The organism is Photobacterium sp. GB-56 (assembly GCF_003026105.1).
In the GTDB taxonomy this organism is placed as follows: domain Bacteria; phylum Pseudomonadota; class Gammaproteobacteria; order Enterobacterales; family Vibrionaceae; genus Photobacterium.
In genome coordinates this window covers 151,976-171,409 of record NZ_PYNW01000003.1, presented here as the reverse complement: position 1 = coordinate 171,409, position 19,434 = coordinate 151,976, and the positions used below count along the sequence as shown (strand labels likewise).

Annotated in this window: 15 protein-coding genes; 10 read left to right on the top strand and 5 right to left on the bottom strand. The window is 38.4% G+C overall.

The features are described 5' to 3' along the window. Positions 1-233: 233 nt before the first annotated feature. Positions 234-1,526 carry a YadA-like family protein gene (locus tag C9J42_RS05315; RefSeq protein WP_107206704.1) on the top strand — a complete coding sequence of 431 codons (1,293 nt, stop codon included), beginning with the start codon at positions 234-236 and terminating at the stop codon, positions 1,524-1,526. A gap of 60 nt (positions 1,527-1,586) precedes the next feature. Here the strand turns inward: C9J42_RS05315 and C9J42_RS05310 are convergent, their stop codons facing one another. After that, complete coding sequence (locus C9J42_RS05310) at positions 1,587-4,709, bottom strand: efflux RND transporter permease subunit (RefSeq protein WP_107246218.1); 3,123 nt, start codon at positions 4,707-4,709, stop codon at positions 1,587-1,589. A 2-nt stretch (positions 4,710-4,711) separates the two neighbouring features. Next, a complete protein-coding gene (locus C9J42_RS05305; RefSeq protein ID WP_107287528.1) occupies positions 4,712-5,953 on the bottom strand; it encodes an efflux RND transporter periplasmic adaptor subunit in 1,242 nt (413 codons plus the stop codon). A 657-nt stretch (positions 5,954-6,610) separates the two neighbouring features. Between C9J42_RS05305 and C9J42_RS05300 the strand changes: the two genes are divergently transcribed. From C9J42_RS05300 to C9J42_RS05275, 6 genes are all read left to right on the top strand, one after another. Next, positions 6,611-7,051, top strand: coding sequence for an Hsp20 family protein (locus tag C9J42_RS05300; RefSeq protein ID WP_107206707.1), 441 nt, complete (start codon positions 6,611-6,613; stop codon positions 7,049-7,051). 243 nt (positions 7,052-7,294) lie between these two features. Then, the gene (dnaK, locus tag C9J42_RS05295) at positions 7,295-9,190 is read left to right on the top strand and encodes a molecular chaperone DnaK (protein WP_107206708.1); all 1,896 of its coding nucleotides are present in this window, start codon (positions 7,295-7,297) and stop codon (positions 9,188-9,190) included. Between the two features lie 236 nt (positions 9,191-9,426). Further along, positions 9,427-10,341: a DnaJ C-terminal domain-containing protein gene (locus C9J42_RS05290; RefSeq protein WP_107206709.1), complete on the top strand. Its 915-nt coding sequence runs from the start codon at positions 9,427-9,429 to the stop codon at positions 10,339-10,341. A 356-nt stretch (positions 10,342-10,697) separates the two neighbouring features. Beyond that, positions 10,698-12,077 (top strand): D-alanyl-D-alanine carboxypeptidase family protein, encoded by a 1,380-nt coding sequence (locus tag C9J42_RS05285; RefSeq protein WP_107206799.1) that lies wholly within the window; start codon positions 10,698-10,700, stop codon positions 12,075-12,077. A 190-nt stretch (positions 12,078-12,267) separates the two neighbouring features. Continuing rightward, positions 12,268-12,708 carry a hypothetical protein gene (locus tag C9J42_RS05280; RefSeq protein ID WP_107206710.1) on the top strand — a complete coding sequence of 147 codons (441 nt, stop codon included), beginning with the start codon at positions 12,268-12,270 and terminating at the stop codon, positions 12,706-12,708. Between the two features lie 216 nt (positions 12,709-12,924). Further along, positions 12,925-13,914 carry a hypothetical protein gene (locus C9J42_RS05275; protein ID WP_107206711.1) on the top strand — a complete coding sequence of 330 codons (990 nt, stop codon included), beginning with the start codon at positions 12,925-12,927 and terminating at the stop codon, positions 13,912-13,914. A gap of 119 nt (positions 13,915-14,033) precedes the next feature. Here C9J42_RS05275 and C9J42_RS05270 read toward each other — a convergent pair whose 3' ends face one another. After that, positions 14,034-14,786: a TatD family hydrolase gene (locus C9J42_RS05270; protein WP_107301743.1), complete on the bottom strand. Its 753-nt coding sequence runs from the start codon at positions 14,784-14,786 to the stop codon at positions 14,034-14,036. A 154-nt stretch (positions 14,787-14,940) separates the two neighbouring features. On the opposite strand from C9J42_RS05270, the gene C9J42_RS05265 reads away from it, so the two are divergent. Further along, complete coding sequence (locus tag C9J42_RS05265) at positions 14,941-15,117, top strand: DUF6435 family protein (protein WP_006644842.1); 177 nt, start codon at positions 14,941-14,943, stop codon at positions 15,115-15,117. A gap of 108 nt (positions 15,118-15,225) precedes the next feature. Here C9J42_RS05265 and C9J42_RS05260 read toward each other — a convergent pair whose 3' ends face one another. Next, positions 15,226-15,882: an SH3 domain-containing protein gene (locus C9J42_RS05260; protein WP_107206713.1), complete on the bottom strand. Its 657-nt coding sequence runs from the start codon at positions 15,880-15,882 to the stop codon at positions 15,226-15,228. Positions 15,883-16,917: 1,035 nt separating this feature from the next. On the opposite strand from C9J42_RS05260, the gene C9J42_RS05255 reads away from it, so the two are divergent. Then, complete coding sequence (locus tag C9J42_RS05255; protein ID WP_107246225.1) at positions 16,918-17,820, top strand: chemotaxis protein; 903 nt, start codon at positions 16,918-16,920, stop codon at positions 17,818-17,820. A gap of 73 nt (positions 17,821-17,893) precedes the next feature. Here C9J42_RS05255 and C9J42_RS05250 read toward each other — a convergent pair whose 3' ends face one another. Further along, positions 17,894-18,142 carry a GlsB/YeaQ/YmgE family stress response membrane protein gene (locus C9J42_RS05250; RefSeq protein WP_105062604.1) on the bottom strand — a complete coding sequence of 83 codons (249 nt, stop codon included), beginning with the start codon at positions 18,140-18,142 and terminating at the stop codon, positions 17,894-17,896. A gap of 262 nt (positions 18,143-18,404) precedes the next feature. Here C9J42_RS05250 and yjjG point away from each other — a divergent pair, with 262 nt between their 5' ends. Beyond that, positions 18,405-19,076 (top strand): pyrimidine 5'-nucleotidase, encoded by a 672-nt coding sequence (gene yjjG, locus C9J42_RS05245; RefSeq protein ID WP_107206715.1) that lies wholly within the window; start codon positions 18,405-18,407, stop codon positions 19,074-19,076. Positions 19,077-19,434 lie beyond the last annotated feature (358 nt).

The window sequence follows — 19,434 nt, the reverse complement described above, 5'->3', positions numbered from 1 at the left end:
TTTCTTTTAATTTTGAAAAACACCCATATTTTTCTTTATTTTAAAAAACACCTAAAAAGTCAAAAAACTGGCACATTTAACATCAAATACTAATATATATTCGCTTTTAATGAATATAAACCCTACCACAATGCATAAATCACATTTTTGGTAACTTTAATTCTATTCCTAACTCTAACTTTATTAATTAAATTGTATATGCTACCGCTAAATTAAACTATTAGGGTTATGCCATGCTATTAAATAAAAAACATTATTTATTAATATCACTTTTTTCATTACCTGCTTTCGCTCAACCCCTTAATTTAAGTAATAATTTAAGTGATAATTCTTCTAATGCAGCAACGAATACGAATAATGTTATTTTGGGCCAAGGTGCTTCTGTTGCGCAAAGTAACAATTCTGTTGCAATTGGTTACGCATCATCAGCAAAAGGGGAATCGAGTGTTGCTGAAGGTTATTCATCAAGTGCTAATGGTAATGCTGCGATAGCTATGGGGATTGCGGCAAAAAGCCAAGGTAACCAATCTGCCTCTTTTGGCTCTAATGCACAAACATACGGCAATAGTTCCTCTTCATTTGGCTCTGGAGCAATCGCAAAAGGCGTTCAAACCGAGGCTTTTGGCTCTACAGCCAATGCTGATGGCAATGCTTCTATTGCCTTTGGCTCTAGTGCTAAAGCCACTGGGTATTCAACGACGTCGTTGGGTACCAGTAGTGTCGCGAAAGGTACATATGCAATGGCTATGGGTACAAGTAGCCATGCTGACGGTAACTATTCAATGGCACTGGGGACTAAAGCGTCAGCGGGTGAAAAAGATATTACTATTGGTAACTATGCGACTGCATCAGGTAAAGCAGGCTCTATTGCGATAGGCAATCAATCTGTTTCTACTGATGGCCAAGTATCATTTGGTAGCGATAAGATCCAACGTCGTTTAGAGCATGTACAAGCAGGTATAGCACAAACAGATGCGGTTAACGTAAGTCAGCTACACCAAGGTATTTCACAAGCAAATAAGTATACTGATACTCAAGTATCATCAACATTAAACCAAGCAAAGAGTTATACCAATACTTCAGCGGCTAACACTTTACACCAAGCTAATGGATATACCGATAATAAAACAGCCGAAGCGGTTAAACAGGCTAACCATTATGCAGATATTGACGCTAATAATGCCGTAAATAAGGCTGACCATTATGCAGATCAAAATGCTACAGCAACACTCAATAAAGCTAATAGTTATACCGATCAACGTTTTGGTGAACTTAGCCAAGATATTAACAAAGTACATAACGAAGCCAATGCGGGTATTGCAAGTGCTATGGCGATGAGTGCAATCCCTTTCCGTCAAGGTTATCACTATACCATCGGCCTAGGTACGGCAAATTACGATAACCAATCTGCAATTGCATTAGGCGGTAAATTTGATGTTGGACAACGAGGTATCATTACTGTTGCTGCATCTGACGACTCAGAGCATGATACGGGAGTTTCTGCTGGTGTCGGTATTGGTTTCTAGGTTAGGCCATCCATACCGAATACCTCGTTAAATGTAACCACGTTCATCCTTTGACGCAATTTACTCGGATGTGCGTGGTTGCCACCACCAGTGATAAAACCGCCTTATTACTGATTTAACATCTTGTAATATTAAATACAATGATGGCACTAATAGTAAGGTCACAACGGTGGCAAATAAAATCCCAAAGGCTAATGATGTTGCCATCGGGATCACGATCTGTGCTTGTAAGCTATCTTCTAATAAAATAGGCGCGAGACCAAAAAAGGTCGTTAATGACGTTAATACAATCGCCCTAAATCGTGCACACCCCGCATCAATAACCGCTTGTTGTAAGTCAACGCCTTGCTTTAATGCTCGATTAATAAAGGTAACTAACACTAACGAGTCATTGACCACAACCCCAGCTAACGCCAAAATTCCAAACACACTGAGTAAATTAAGGGTAAGCCCAGCAATATAGTGCCCAGCTATTGCGCCGATAATACCGAATGGGATCACAGACATAATAATCAATGGCTGGCTATAAGATCGCAGCGGAATCGCCATTAAAGCGAATATAGTGAGAAGAGCCAGTAAAGCATCACGAATTAAACTACCTTTGGTATTTTTTTCATCTTTTGCTCGACCATCTAACGCTATCTTAATATCAGGGTATTGCTGTTGTAATGTATCGAGTTTATTTGTCAGAATATCATTATAGATCTCAGACGGTGATGTTTGTGCTTTATCAACATTGGCAGACACAATCACAGATCGTTTTCGATCAACCCGATTGATGCTGGTATAAGAAGATTCAATATTAGCCGTGGCAACCTCAGTAAAAGGGACAAACTTGCCACTTGGTAATCTCACCTTCATATTCTCCAAATATCCAATCGTACTGCGTTCTTGTTGCGGATAACGCACCATGACTTTAACCTCTTCATTATTACGCAAAACACGCTGTGCTTCGTAACCAAAAAAAGCATGACGAACTTGGTTGGCTAATGCTGATAATGATAAGCCTAATGCTTCCCCTACTGCGGTTAATTGTAATTTCACTTCTGGTATTGGTGATGAGAGATCATCTTTAATATTTAACGTGCCATCATACTCAGATAACAGTTGTTGCATTGCTTTCGATGCGGCAGCAAGTTGCGTTAAATTTTCGCCTTTTAAACTAAACTGTAAATCACTTTGCTTACGATCAATCGAGGCATCATAGGTAATATTTTTCACTCCGACCAAAGGTGGCATTTGTGCTTGCCATTGTTTTAATATTTCAAAGCTACTGATCGGTAACGTTTCTGTTTTATGGAGCTCGGCTAAGATAAATAAATCTTGCCGATTCGCCATATTCATAAAAGTGTGTTTTACCACATTCACACCCAGCTCTTGATATATTTTGGCATCTGCTTGATACAATGCATCTTCTATTTGAGCCGCAACACGCGCGTTATTTTCATCAGAAGAAGACACATCCATATCTACATTTACTTGAATATAATCAGATGGAAGATTAGGAAAAAAGACCCATCGTAATTGGCCACTTACCACAAGTGCGATAGCAAGCATTAAGATGCCAGAAAACGTCGCTAAGACACTATAGCGATGCCTCGTACACAGGGTAATAAATCGACGATAGTTATAATTTATAAACCGATCGACTGCATTGTTAAAACGCAATTTTAAGCGTGAAAGTAAATGAGGTGTCTTGCTCCGCGGCGTTAAACGCATACGCGCTAAATGTGCAGGAAGGATAAGTTTTGACTCTATCAAAGAAAAGCTTAAACACAGCAATACAATCCATGCGATAGCTTTGAAAAACTCAGTGCGAGGCGCATCCGAAATCAACATGGGGATAAACGCCGCCATGGTCGTTAAGACGCCAAATGTTGCAGGAATAGCGACTTTCTTCGCCCCAGCTATAACGTTATCAATGCCTTGCCCTTTGTCTTCAATTTCACTGTAAACACTTTCTCCCACCACTATTGCATCATCAACAACTATCCCTAGCACTAAAATAAAACCAAACAGCGAGATAAGATTAATTGATACCGCAATAAACGGCGTTGGCATAAACAAAAGCGTACCAAGGAAACAAAATGGGATCCCTAATATGACCCAAAACGCAACGCGTATATCAAGAAAAAGAGCAAGAATAACAAAGACTAATATGCCACCATATAGCATATTGGAAAGCATCATATTCAAACGCCCTTCCAAATAATGTGACATATCTCCCCAGGTGTCGAGATAGACACCCGAAGGTAATTGAGCTTGCTTTTTGGCTATATACTCACTGACTTGATGTGAGATTTTAGTCGCATCTTCATCCGTTAAGTTTCGTACTTGAATAACTGCGGCTCGTTGGCGATTAAAACGATTTAAAACCCTATTTTCAACAAAACCGTCTGAAACAGTGGCGACATCTGATAATAATAATCGGCTACCGTCTGAGCGCGTGCGTAAAACAATCGATGAAAACGCATCACCGCTATACAGTTGACCGTTAGTTCGAACCAATAAATCACCATCTTTAGCTTTAATGATGCCACCGGGTAAATCTATAGATCGCTGTTGAACAACATTCGCGACTTGCTCAAAGGTTAAACCATACTTTCTTAGCGCATTTTCAGAGACATCTATCGCTATTTCATAATCTTTTACGCCTGAAACGACAACGTCAGAAGCACTGCTTTCGAGTAAAATATCGTCTCGAACTTGTTTGGCATATTCTTTTAATTGTCTTTCATTGAGATTGCCATAAAGCGAAATGAACATGACATTACTGGTAAATTCAGCCCGCTTGATCAATGGCGTTTCCATATTGACTGGAAACGTCGTAATGGCATCAATTTGTTGTTTGACATCATCTAGCACTTTCTCAAGATCGGCTCCCGTATCAAGCTCTAAAGTCAATGAAGCCAAGCCTTGAGAAGCGACAGATTCAATCCGCTTGATGTTTTTTACATTATCGAGCGATTGTTCAATTTTAATGTTGATGCTTTGTTCTATATCTTCAGGAGACGCGCCAGGATAACTTGCTGTGATCATAATGCGATTCAAAGCAAAAGCGGGGAAAATTTCTTTATTGATTAAACTAATAGAAAATAAGCCACCTAAAATAACAAGCAACATGAGTAGATTGGCAGCAACATGATTATGGGTAAACCAAGCAATTAATCCTTTTTCTTTCATCGCTATTCTCCCTTATTCACGACGTTAGGATTTACCACTTTTTTATCGGCAGCCATTAGTGGTGAAATATCAGGGGAATAACTTTTACTCATCACCGTTGTAACTTCAGTACCATCAATTAAGCTATCAGGGCTTATTAAGGAAACTAACTCTCCATCTTTTAGTCCCCCGATAATATAAGCATTTTCTTTATCTGAACGGACTACATGCACCTTTCGAGTTGTGGTTTTATTATCCGCATCAACCACAATGACCTGCTCAGAACGAACAACGTGGCGCGGTAACTTAATCACATCACTGACTTTTCGCCCTTGGATCTTTGTTGTTACGAATGTACCAAATTGCAAAATAGGTAATGAAAAAGAAGATGTGTTATTAACGAGGGATGTATGACGGTTATAAGGGTCGTTGACTTCTGCGACGAGATAAATCATTCGATTATCTTTATCAATTACACCTTCATTACGTACTAACTGTGCCGCCCAATGAATCACTTTCACTTCGTTATATTGAGATTCTAAGGTGATCTTTGTGGTTTCAAGACGAGGTAAATCAAGATAAGCCATCGATTGCGGCGTGATAGGTAAACGAATTTCAGCCGTTTGAGTACCATACAACTCGCCAATTAACTTACCTTTCGTTACATAACTACCGATATTGATTTCTTTCGCTGTCACTAAACTATCAAAAGGAGCACGTATTTCTGTTTTAGTCAGATTACGTTTAGCACGCTCTACAGCCGCTTGTGCAAACTTTACATTGGCTTCTTCTTGTTTGCGTTGCGGTTCACGTAAACCAAGAGAGGTTTGTTTATTCACAGATACATCATGTAAGATCTTTTTAGCGACTTTCCCTCGCGCAATTTCTTCTTTTAATTTCGCTTGTGCTTGTGCCAATGTCGCTTCAGCTTGAGCAAGATCGGCATGATAGTCGCTATCATCTAAACGTGCTAATAACTCTCCTTTTGCAACGAACTTGCCCACAGCAAAATCAGGAGAAATGTATTTGACCGAACCGACGACTTCAGAGACAACTTCTGCTTTTTGCTTGGGTTCAACAATTCCATATGAACCTACGGTAAGTTGCACATCTTGTTTTTGTATTTTAATGACTTCTAAAACAGGAGGCTGCACTGTAACTTTTTGCTGCTCTGGCCGTTTCTTGGTGTTTATCAACAACACTGATGCCACAATAAATATCGCGATAATAACCACAGGTAGTAATCGTCTTACCATTACATGCATGCTTTTAATCCCTAATCAGCGCATTTCAATAATCAGATCTTGTTTCAATTGTAGAGCATAGATGAATGCTCAAAAGTAGAAACGTAATATTAATCCGTACGTAATAGAGTGTGAGTTTGTTCACTATGTCATTCATATTTTTGAACATTTACACATTCCACCGTCAATTATGTGATCTATCATCACTACTTTATCTGCCACACACCGAAGTTTTAAAACGATTAATCCAAGTAATAAAAGGTTGAACTTTACGCATTACAGCCCCTTGAAAATCACTTTCCTGCCCTTATTTCTTGTTTAGAGACACCATTTGAATAAACCAATTTACGTTTATTAAAGGTGTAAATCGTCAATATTGAGATAGCAGCTAAACTTTTTTAGTGTTGGTTAACTTGTGAAATCAATCAGTTACACGCCAACCATAAAAAAGATTAGAAAAACTTATTAAAAAGTATTGACCGAATAACTCCGGAAGCATATATTAATTACACGAACTGCCAAATGGAGTTCAGGATACTAATGAGATTCGCCTTATTAGGGAAACCCTTATTAGTTTTGTTTTTACGGATCTTAGACAGATCCACTTAGTGATAAACGACAACTTTATATACCTTCTGTCGACACTAAGACTATTGCTTATTATTGAGGATAGTTATTATGCGTAATGTAGATTTCACTCCCCTATACCGCCACGCTATTGGTTTTGATCGCTTATTCAACCTCGTTGAAGCAAGCAACAACAAAGCACAGGCAACCGGATACCCTCCGTACAATATCGAGCAAACTGACGAGAATAATTACCGCATTACAATGGCGGTGGCTGGTTTCTCTGAGGATCGCTTAGATCTTACTCAAAATGAAAATATGCTTGTTGTAACAGGAACTAAGGCTCCTGAAGAAAACAAAAATTTTATCTATCAAGGTATTGCTGAGCGTAACTTTGAACGTAAATTCCAACTTGCAGATTACGTAAAAGTTGTTGGTGCAAACTTAGAGAATGGTTTACTTCATATCGATTTAGAACGTGAAGTACCTGAAGCAATGCAACCACGTAAAATTTCTATCGGTAAAGCAGCAACACTGCCAACTGAAGAATAATTTCAACGCTATTAATTAGCCTTGAGTAGATAACATATTTAGAGCTATCACCTTTTTTCGACCTAAATTCGACAGGTTGATAGCTCACTATATTCATCCCCTATCGGGAAATCATATTTAAATTGCATTGATCTTTGGCTTGAAGTCATTACTTCAACCAACAACATTCTTATCCTCAATAAAATATCGAACATAGTTCAGATAAGAATAACTAATCAATGCGATACAATGAGGAAAAGATTTATGAGTAAAATTATCGGTATTGACTTAGGTACAACTAACTCTTGTGTTTCTGTATTAGACGGCGACATGCCACGTGTTATTGAAAATGCGGAAGGTGAACGTACTACAGCTTCTGTGATCGCATATACAGATGGTGAAACCTTAGTTGGTCAACCTGCAAAACGTCAGGCAGTAACCAACCCTGAAAATACGTTATTTGCTATTAAGCGTTTAATTGGTCGTCGTTTTGAAGACGAAGAAATTCAACGTGATCTTTCTGTTATGCCATACAAAATTGTTAAAGCTGACAACGGCGATGCATGGGTAGAAGCAAAAGGGCAAAAAATGGCGGCACCTCAGGTTTCTGCTGAAGTTCTGAAAAAAATGAAGAAAACAGCAGAAGAATACTTAGGTGAAAAAGTGACTGCTGCGGTAATTACAGTTCCTGCTTACTTTAATGATGCACAGCGTCAAGCAACTAAAGATGCAGGCCGTATTGCAGGGCTTGAAGTTAAACGTATTATCAATGAGCCAACAGCAGCAGCGCTTGCTTATGGTTTAGATAAAAAAGGTGGCGATCGCACTATCGCAGTGTACGACTTAGGTGGTGGTACCTTTGATATTTCTATTATCGAAATTGATAACGTTGATGGCGAGCAAACCTTTGAAGTGTTAGCAACCAATGGTGATACACACCTTGGTGGTGAAGATTTCGATACTCGTATGATCAACTACCTTGTTGATGAATTTAAGAAAGATCAAGGTATTGATTTACGCAATGATCCACTTGCAATGCAACGTGTAAAAGAAGCCGCTGAAAAAGCAAAAATTGAGCTTTCTTCTGCACAACAAACAGATGTGAATCTACCTTATGTGACTGCGGACGCTACTGGTCCTAAGCACATGAATATTAAGATCACACGTGCAAAATTGGAATCACTGGTTGATGAGCTAGTACAAGGTACTTTAAGCCCTGTAAAATCAGCACTTAAAGACGCTAACTTGAATGTAAGTGATATCACTGACGTTATCTTAGTGGGTGGTCAAACACGTATGCCACTAGTACAGAAAACCGTTGCTGATTTCTTTGGTAAAGAGCCACGTAAAGATGTAAACCCTGATGAAGCAGTTGCTATGGGCGCTGCAATTCAAGGTGGTGTATTAGCGGGTGATGTGAAAGATGTGCTTCTTCTTGATGTAACACCATTATCCTTTGGTATTGAAACCATGGGTGGTGTGATGACAGCATTGATTAATAAGAACACTACGATCCCAACCAAAGCTGAACAAGTGTTCTCAACGGCGGAAGATAACCAAAGTGCGGTCACCATTCACGTACTACAAGGTGAACGTAAGCAAGCGATGCACAATAAGTCACTTGGTCAATTCAACCTTGAAGGTATTCAAGCAGCACCTCGTGGTATGCCACAAATTGAAGTGACATTCGACTTAGATGCTGATGGTATATTGAATGTATCAGCAACCGATAAGGCGACAGGCAAAGCACAAAAAATCACGATTCAAGCATCAGGTGGTTTAACTGAGGCTGAGATTGAGAAAATGGTTCAAGAAGCTGAAGCGAACAAAGACGCTGATATGCAATTTGAACAACTGGTCACAGCGCGTAACCAAGCTGACCACATGATCCACAGCACACGCAAACAGTTAACTGAAGCAGGCGATAATTTACCAGCAACAGATAAAGAAAGCGTTGAAGCAGCTATCTCTGCACTTGAGAGTGTGAAATCTGGCGATGATAAAGACGCCATTGAAAAACACACTCAAGCATTGATGACTGCAGCACAAAAGCTGATGGAGCATGCCCAAACTCAAGCGAACACTCAGCAACAAGCTGATGCTCAGAGCAATGCAAAAGACGACGATGTTGTAGATGCAGAGTTTGAAGAAGTGAAGTAATTACTCACGATAGTTTGCTATCATTGATAGCAATCAATCGCAACGAATAGAGACGGGCGAAGAGATCAACATCTCTCGCCCTTTTCTACAATAACAACAGACAAAATGTAAATCTAATTTGGCTAACTATCTGTGCCTTTAATCGTTGATTACGCTTAAATCAGCTATCGTTTTTAGGTATGATTAGCAAAGAATATTCCAGATAGTTATCTCAGTTGAGATAAGAGGTGTTACTAATGTCAAAACGTGATTTTTATGAAGTTCTAGGTGTCGCTAAAACGGCATCAGAAAAGGAAATTAAAAAAGCGTACAAAAAGCTCGCAATGAAGTTTCACCCAGACAAAAATCCGGATGATCCAACGGCTGCAGACAAATTTAAAGAAGTAAAAGCAGCTTACGAAATTTTAACCGACAAAGAAAAGCGCACAGCCTACGATCAATTTGGTCATGCTGCGTTTGATAACCCAGGTATGGGCGGTGGACATCATGGTGGCGGTCATCACGGTGGTTTCCAAGGTGGCGGTTACGGTGATTTTGAAGATATTTTTGGTGGCGCATTTGGTGATATGTTCTCAAATGCTCGCGGTGGTCGTGGAGGATTTGGTAGCCGTCATTCCACTCGTCCACAAAAAGGCGAAGATCTTCAATACACCATGGAAATTGATTTAGAAGATGCAATTAGCGGTGCATCTCGTGTTATTGATTTACCCGTATTTGAAGGCACAAGCCAAGTAAATAAAAAGCTGAATATCAAAATCCCTGCAGGCATTGAAGATGGCGGTCGAATTCGCTTAAGTGGTAAAGGTCACCCTGGCATCAACGGTGGCCCGCAAGGTGATGTATTTATTCAAATGAATATTCGCCCTCATCCACGTTACACGCGCGAAGGTAATAATTTACATTGTAAAGCGACTACCGACTTTGTGACTGCTGCATTAGGTGGCAAGATTGAAGTAAATACCTTAAATGGTGCGATTAGCCTTAAGATCCCTGAAGGGACACAAACCGGTCGTAAATTCCGCCTAAAAGGCAAAGGAGTCACAGATCGTAAAGGCAACACTGGCGATTTAATTGTTCAATTAGTCATTGAAACACCACAAAACCTAAGTGAACGTCAAAAAGAACTACTTGCCGAATTTGCTGCTGCATAAACATCATTATCGTTCAGGTTTCCATAATGATTCAGCTGGTAGGATAGAAGTAGACAAGATACGAGGGCTATAACCAATACGGGGAACGCATGACTTGCTGAGAAGGCAGGGCTTAAGCACCATGATTGGTTATAGCTATCAACAGTATTCAGGTCACTCGCTCAGGACATCATTATGGATAATGCGGTCCGTGACCAAAGTCATCGTAAAGCTGAATAGAACGGAAAAGCACTCACCATTGCCGTGGTAGTGATGGATAGACTCAACGGGCAGTAATTACCTGCTGAAGTCAGTATCCAATCTAATCGCTTTTTTATATCGCGCTTTTTGTGAATAACTGTAAATTTAAAACCCTTATGACAACTATTAAACAGCTTTCCTTAGCAGTAGCAATCGCTGCATTATTTTCCTCCAGTACAGTATTTGCCACGCCTAGCAACGATGCGGCGAACACCATGCCTGATAGTGATTACTATGCGGCAACACAATACAAAGAAGCAAAAGCTCCACTCAATAACTTTGGTGCTATCGACGTAAAAGTCAATATCCCAGAAAATGTGCAAGTGCCTCCTGCTCCAGCAGAAGCCGGCGGTGCGAATGGGATCCCACAAACTATGGTACAGAAGTGGGCTCAGACAGGCGTATTCCCACCTAGTCTTAAAGCACGGGCGTTCATTTTAATCGATGCCAACACTGGACAAATTATTGCATCCAACAATGGCAACATGCGTATGGCCCCAGCCAGCACCACGAAGTTAATGCTAATGTACATTGTTGAGCAAAAACTGGCTGACGGTGTAATCTCACTTGACTCAAAAGTACTCGTACCAGAAGTCGCGTGGCGCACTGGTGGTTCAAGAATGTTCTTGAAGCCCGGTTCTTATGTGTCAGTGAAAGATCTTATTCAGGGTGTGATTGTTGAATCGGGGAACGATGCCGCTGTAACACTGGCTAATTACGTCGCGGGATCGCAATCTTCATTCGTTTCGATGATGAACGCGACGGCAGTGAAGTTAGGTATGCACAATACCCACTTCACCACTGTTATGGGTCTGCCAGCACCAGCACATTTCTCAACCGCTTATGATCTTGGTCTTCTCGGAGAGCACATCATGAACGACTACCCTCAATACTTTCATTTTTTCAGTCAGAAGTATTTTGAATACAATCATATCCGCCAACCAAATTTCAATCGCTTATTGTTCACTTATCAATATGCGACGGGTATGAAAACGGGTAGTACAGAAGCCGCTGGGTACTCTCTGGTAAGCTCTGCTCAAATGCCAGATAACCCAATGAAGTTGGTTGCGGTTGTTCTGGGCACGCAATCACTGAATGATGTCGCAGCGCAAAGCAAAGGGCTATTCAATTATGGCTTCCGCTTCTTCAAGCAAGACACTTTATATGCAGCAAACAGCAAACTTTCTGAACAACACGTTTGGGGAGGACAACAAGATAAAGTCTCTTTAGGTCTTGAGAAGCCATTAACCTTGGTTCTTCCTTCAAGTGTTGATGAAAAAGGTCTGAAAACTGATCTCCAATTTGACCATGACATCAAAGCACCGGTTGATAAGGGTGAAAAGTTAGGTGAAATGACTGTCACTTATAATGGCAAAGTTATTAAAACCGAACCACTTGTCGCGCTCAACAGTGTTCAGCAAGGCGGCTGGTTCACCCGAATCTGGGCTAGTATCTCAATGTACACCCATAACTTGCTAGCATCTCACGGGCTGTAGACTCAGAAAATTAGGCGGGGTTTGGATTATAGAACAAACACTCGGTGGTAAATAAAAACGACGTTGTGATAATTGTCTTTTTATTTTCCCATGACGGAAGTACACTCCCGTCTTAATAGCCATCATACTAATAAAGCCAATATTTTAGTCGAAATGAATAAGGTATTGGCTTTTTGTTTGGATAATCATTATGCCTACTTTTAAATCGAAATATCCCTTAGCAAGGCTAGCGAGTATTGTGTTATTAAGCTTATCAACAACAGTATTTGCTAGCATCTCGGACATCAACCGCGCAGTAGAAAACAGCCGTCATTTAGAACCAGGTGAAACTTTTGTACTCGATCAACCTTGTAAATTATTTAATAACTACGAGCATAAAATCTATCACTGTACAGCCATGATTGGCCCATTATCACTGATTAAAGATCAACAATTAGATGCCATTAAGAGTGATAACGAGCTACTTTATCGTGATGTTGCTTTTGTGAGAAAAGAAGATGGTCAACCCGTGTTCCGTCTACTTCCTCGAGCAGCGAAAACGCCAGAACAAACACCGCCAATATCATCAAATGAGTCATCAGAACAATCAGCAAAAAAACAATTATCACACGTTGGTTTTCTTGCTAAGTAGCAATTAACGCAGCACTTACAATAAACATTGTTTCATTGTATTCTTTTTCTTGAGTGATTATGCGTTAAAAGCAACTCATTATTTTAAATCGCAGTTAGATATTTTTTCTAACTGCGTATTTTTAATCCGCTTATAGAAATTAGTTATGTGTTTCACCCTCAACAAATTAAAATGCTCACCTATTATTATGTTCTATAAGAGCTTGATATATTCAACATGATTGAAGCAAAAATTGAAAACTGGGGACTCAAACGTGTTGAGCGTTATTTACCCATAACTCAGGGTCTCTTTAAAACAATAAATGATAAAAAACTGTGTCAGTTATGTGTTGTGCTTTCTTTTTTTATTGGATTCATCACAACCTTTTTTATCGTTTCTTTCGAAATCTATTTAGAGTTACTCGGAGAAAACTGGTTAGCCTTAGATAACCTACTAAGACTCGTTGTTATTAACATTGTCTTTATCAGCTTAGAATTATTTTTACTATTTGAGGTTGGATTTATTACCACCGCAATTCTCATCAATCGTGCGTCAGCTAAATACCAGTTTTGTGACAGAATGAAAGCATCATTAGTGCGTGCGGTTATGGAGCTGTCAGAGCCCGTTGAGAATATTCATGGAATAAAACCTTATAAACAGTTTAGTAAATTTCGCTATATCAAAGTTGCCTTGTATACCGGTAAAGACATACTCAGTAATTTTATTATCAAGGCATTACTACAAAAATCACTATCACGTAGTAGCGTGCGTGTTTACATTCCGTTGGTTTCTACCTTAATTACGGGGTTTTGGGACGCATGGGTACAACAAAAAGCCCTTAGCGAAGTGCGATTACGTATTTCGGCACGCGTGTACGTACTTAACCAGTTAGCAGAACTTGAAGCTAAAGAGATGAGCCAAGCTTACATTATTGCTTTACTCCGTTTAATTGCGGTAAGACAGAGCTATAAACAAGAATGTGATATCAATTTAGAGTTCTTCTATGAGCAACTTCATAAAAAGAAACAATGTGAAATAACAGAGCTTGAGTCTGTTGATTTGTTACTAGCAAGCGTAGATGCGTTAACGGTTAATGAAAAAGCAGAACTGACTGTTATGACCGAGTATTTGTTCTATTTCAGACGCTCACCGAATCGTATTGAAAAACAGTTATTAAGCAAACTTGGGGTACTTAAAGCGACCAAGCGCAACCCTCTACTTTGCTAAACACAGCACAATAAAAGCCGCCTTTCATATATTCCATGATTTAATATATTAAAGGCGGCTTTGCTTTTCATATGTCAACTAGATATCCGCACTCAAAAACAACCTGCAAACCATCAGATTCAAATTCTCAGAAAGCGTTGGGTATTTTCATGGATTAGTGTCGCCATTACATCCCGTGATAATTGATGATGCTCTGCTAATACGTCAATCACTTGATTGATCATATTTGGCTCCCCCTCCACACCATTGTATTTACACGGCGAATCAGACTCCACCAACAGCATATCAAGCGGAATTTTCTTAACAAACTCTAAGTAATAAGGATCGACAAAGATCCAAGGACTTACTGAAATGAAATGCGCTTGTTGATGAAGTAAGGCGAGGTCTTCGTCACTGCCTTCATACCAATGGAACAACGCCCCTTTGATTTGATAGGTATTTAAAATAGGCAGCGCATAATGAATATCATCTTCTACCACATGCAAATTGACAGGTAGTTTTAGCTCTGCTGCAATCTTAACAAAACGGGCTAAGCGTTCACTTCCGCGCTGTTTAATAAGGTGTTTTTCTTGCTTTGTTTTCTCGTCTAAGTAGAAAAAAGGAATGCCGATTTCACCAATACCAGATAATAAATGACGATGTTGGTATATCAGATCAATAACAGCTTGGATCTCTTGTTCACTGACATCTTTCTCAGGGTGAATACCAAGAAAGAGATAAATCTGCTCTGAATATTGTTGTTTTAAGCGTATCAACTCTAACGCACTTGCCTTAGTCATAGATACGGCACCTATTTTGCCGTTTTGCTTAAAAAACCGTTCCCTATCGACCGCTAATACACCTTCTAAATGGCAGTGAATATCAATTAACACAGTAGTATTCCCAATCGAGATAAGACAAACAATAAAAAATAATAACGCTTACTATTCAAAATCTTAACATAATTAAAGTTAGTCTCTAGCTTAATTAATCTTTTATTACGCATACTGCGTATACGATATAAATATAATTATTGGAGTTATATACATGTTTTCTTGGTTTAAAAATAATCCCGCTAAAAAATTAAAGAAACGCCACTCAATGCTACTTGAAGAAGCCATGCATGCTCAAAGGAATGGCGATATCAGAACCTATTCCCGCTTAACAGCAGAAGCTGATGAACTATTCCAGCAAATCAAGCACCTCAATCAATCTGAAACCTGAGCTTTGCATAAACGGCTTGTTAATTTCAGTAAAAAAAAAGCCTCCAATAACCTTTATACTCTATGAGTTAAAGCTATTGGAGGCTTTCTTGCTTAACTAAAAATAAGCTTATTTCGCTGCTGGCTGTACCTGCGCTGGTGTTGCATCTTTTAATTCAATTTTATGATTGGAAGGCGCGGTTGTTTGCTGCGTAAGTTGCTGAAATTGTTTTTGCATTTCCATCATTTGCTGCTGTTGTTTTGCCATTAAGTTAGACATATTCATTTGCATACCCCCCATATCATTCCATGAGTTTGCAAATACATTATTCATTTCAATTTGTTGTTGCTGCAACTGTTTAAAGAATGCTTTATCTACTTTGGCGTTATCACCTTTGGATTGAAATTGAACAATCTCATAATTCATTGGGCCCTGTGGAGTCTGCACTGTCCCTTTAGTAACCGTTTTTTCACCATTATCGGTTTTTACCGTTTTTGTCGTTTGGTTTGGTTGTACATTAGCTGATGCACTATCTACATTCTTCAAATCAACTGTTTGAATCCAACCCGTTTGACCATTACTTGGATCACCGACTTTTGACCAACCCTCATTTTTATAGATAGTGATCAAAGGTACATCTGTTTTTATCGTTTCAATTACCTTAGCTGATACATTAGGCTCTTGATATAGCTTGATAGTTTCAGTGGTATTATTAGCAGCCCACACAGCAGTACTCATACATGCTACAGCGGCAATACCTGCAAATGCTAGAATAGAACGTTTCATAAAATATCCTCTATGCACAGTGACATAATTTAAAAGGTCAAAAATACTGGTTGACCACGCATAACCTGTAACAGATATATTATGTCTCTTAAATTAATCGAAGATGAACAAGACCTCAAATAATTAAATTCATTCAAGGTAAATTATTTTACAATTTTGCTTTCTTATTCTCATACATTTTTTTATCTATAACATTCATTACCTTAATAAGTTCACCTTGATAACTTTCAGTACCATAACTAAATAGTCAGTCACTAAAATCATAACTTATTTTTCATTAATAAAATTAATTATGTATTTAATTCCCAAGGCATTATTTTTTCAGTAATGAAAACAAATTCACTCCACCATAACGGATAGCTGAGCCCTCCGAATAAAAAGTTGAACACAACAATGAAGATGATTTTTTAACTTTTATATCGTTATGATTATAATTCGCACGCCTAAATCTACATAAATCAATGATAATTAAGATTTTTTTGTTAGACAATAGTTATTGATAAATCGCTTATTATATAAACCACTAAATTCACCAATTAATGAGATATGCTGATATTGCTTTTTCTCTCTATAAAGGCAAGTAATATCTTTTCAACTGTATAATAAATAGTTTCTGTGTTTATAATTACGTCAAATTACATGATATCAAAATAGAGAGTATTATCCTTTTATTTTCATTCAGTAATCTTTGCTGTGAATCTTCACTCACATCAGTCGCTAAACTATGATGGTTAAGGTAAGTTATAAAATCGGATGAAAGAATATTATTCGACATCACTTCTTTATACGTCATACCTAATTAATCAACATTAATATGAAAAATCAGCTCATGCTTCAAGTTTTCATTGATAAAAACAATTTGATGTCCTTTATTTCGAACGCATAGAAAACCAGTTAAGACAGAAAAAAGATAATCAATATCGAAATTTACTAATATATTAATTGTGAATTTTTATTTATAAACGTTTGGTATAAATTACGATAGTGTTATTATAATGAATTATTAACATAAATTATCTATGCAATGGATTCGGTATGATAAAGAATGCAACGAATGCATCACAAGGGATGTTACTTTTTAAGCTGTCCACACTACAAAGCTTTGCGATTGGTACGCTTAAAGTCCGTGAAATCGTACCCTATACAAATTTAAGTGTTATCCCAAAATCTCACCCAACCGTACTTGGCACCACTACATTACGTGGCGACACTGTCCCTGTTATTGATATGGCCAAAGCAATTGGTTATCCCGCTATCAGCCTTGAAGAGCGCCAACGTTGCTTTATTATCATTACAGATTGTCGTCGTAAGTTAGTTGGATTTTTAGTCAGAGGTATTGAACGGATCACCGAGTGTAACTGGCAAAATATTGAAGCACCTCCCCAACATTTAGGTAGCGATATTTTTGTCACTGGTGTTATGCGCGATGCCGATAAGTTGATTCAACTACTAGATGTTGAATTGCTTCTCTCTAAAATATTTCCAGATGACCCTTCAACGTTATTGCCTACTCTTACCGATATTGAACGTGAGATTTTACGTCCGTTAAAAATCTTATTAGTTGATGACTCAGCCGTCGCCAGAAAACAATTAACTCAAGCACTTGATAGTATCAGTGTGCCCTACTTTGTTGCCAAAAATGGGCAAGATGCTTTTAATATGATGCAAACGGCTGCGCAAGCAAACGATCCGTTCCATATTTTGGTTAGTGATATCGAAATGCCAGGGTTAGATGGGTATGAGCTGGCATTCAATGTCAAAAACACCGATGCGCTCGTCTCAACCTATATTATTTTACACACCTCCCTTTCAAGTGAAATAAGTGTGTCTCAAGCACACCAAGTTGGTGCTCAAGAAGCACTGACAAAATTTGAAGCAAATGAATTAATACATGCGATGCTTCGGGGGGCGGAGCAGCATTTAGCATTAAGTAGCTAAAATGAAAAAAGCGAGAAATCACCCGTCATATTAGCGGTAATTTCTCGCTTTTATAATGTATTATTACATTAGATTAACGAATAAAACGGTTATAGATAAACAGAATAATAAATGCACCCAAGGTAGCGGTAATAATGCTACCAATGTTTACACCTGTTGCATGACCTAAACCAATAAATTTACCCACAAAACCACCAACAAATGCACCGCCAATACCCAATGCCATTGTTACAATCCAACCACCGCCATCTTTACCAGGCATTAAAAACTTTGCCAATGCACCAGCAATTAAACCAAGAATAATCCAAGATAAAATACCCATTAAGAGCCCCTATACTTTTAAAAATAGTAAATACTTATAATTGGTAAGTGTAGACAGGTATCGGCTAACGAAGTTCAATTCTTTGTCAGGAAGTTTATAAAATCATAAGAAACTTATATACCAAATATGATTAGATTAACTTTGAGGGCATAAGATCGTTTAAATTACTCTCACCTAAAATCACTCTTTTTATTCATTCACTATAGTGTAATATGCGCGCTATTCGATGACTATAGATAGATATTATAAGGCAATAATACATATGAAATACGATTGGATTCTTTTTGATGCTGATGAGACCCTGTTCTATTTTGATGCTTTTAAAGGGCTACAGCTCATGTTTTCTCGTTATGATATCGCCTTTAGTGACGCTGACTTCAAACAATATGAATTAATTAACCGCCCGCTATGGGTGCAATATCAAAATGGCGATATTTCAGCCAGTGAACTTCAGCAAACACGTTTTCGGGAGTGGGCAAAAAAACTAAAAACAACAGAACAACAGCTTAATGATGATTACATGCAAGCAATGGCTGATATTTGCGAAGTATTACCGGGGACAACATCACTGATTCGATCTCTTAATGGTCGAGTTAAATTAGGCATCATTACTAATGGCTTTACTGCACTGCAAAAAATCCGCTTAGAAAAAACAGGACTAGCCGATTATTTTGATCTGCTCGTTATTTCAGAGCAGGTCGGCGTCGCTAAACCCGATCGCCGTATATTTGATTATAGTCTTGAAAAAATGGGCAACCCTGCACCTACTTCTGTACTTATGGTCGGTGATAACCCGCAATCAGATATCTTAGGCGGTATCAATGCAGGTTTAGACACATGCTGGTTTAATCATCAAAATCAATTATTGCCAGATACTATAAAGCCAACCTATCAAGTTTCAACACTGGCTGAACTTGAAAAAATATTAGCTTAAAAACAACAGGTTAAATCTAATAACGGATATGTATCGCGAATTTTTATTCTATATTCGCGATACATACATTATACATTCCGTATTAAATACGAACAATTACCGAATATCACTTTACAATCATCTTAAATAGCTTTAGTTTTAGGTCAATTATTTCATTCGAGCGCATCACTTATGTATTCAGTTAAGCACAACAATTTAGCAGTATCTTCTACTGTATTTGTTATGAATACTATTGCGCTTGTCTCTGTTGTCGTCGTCGTCAAATAACGCTGACGTTTAAGCTTATTCGTCAGTTACTATTGCTGGCGGATATGTTAACTCTCCTTTTTATCTTCCAGCCAAACTGACCATTCATGTA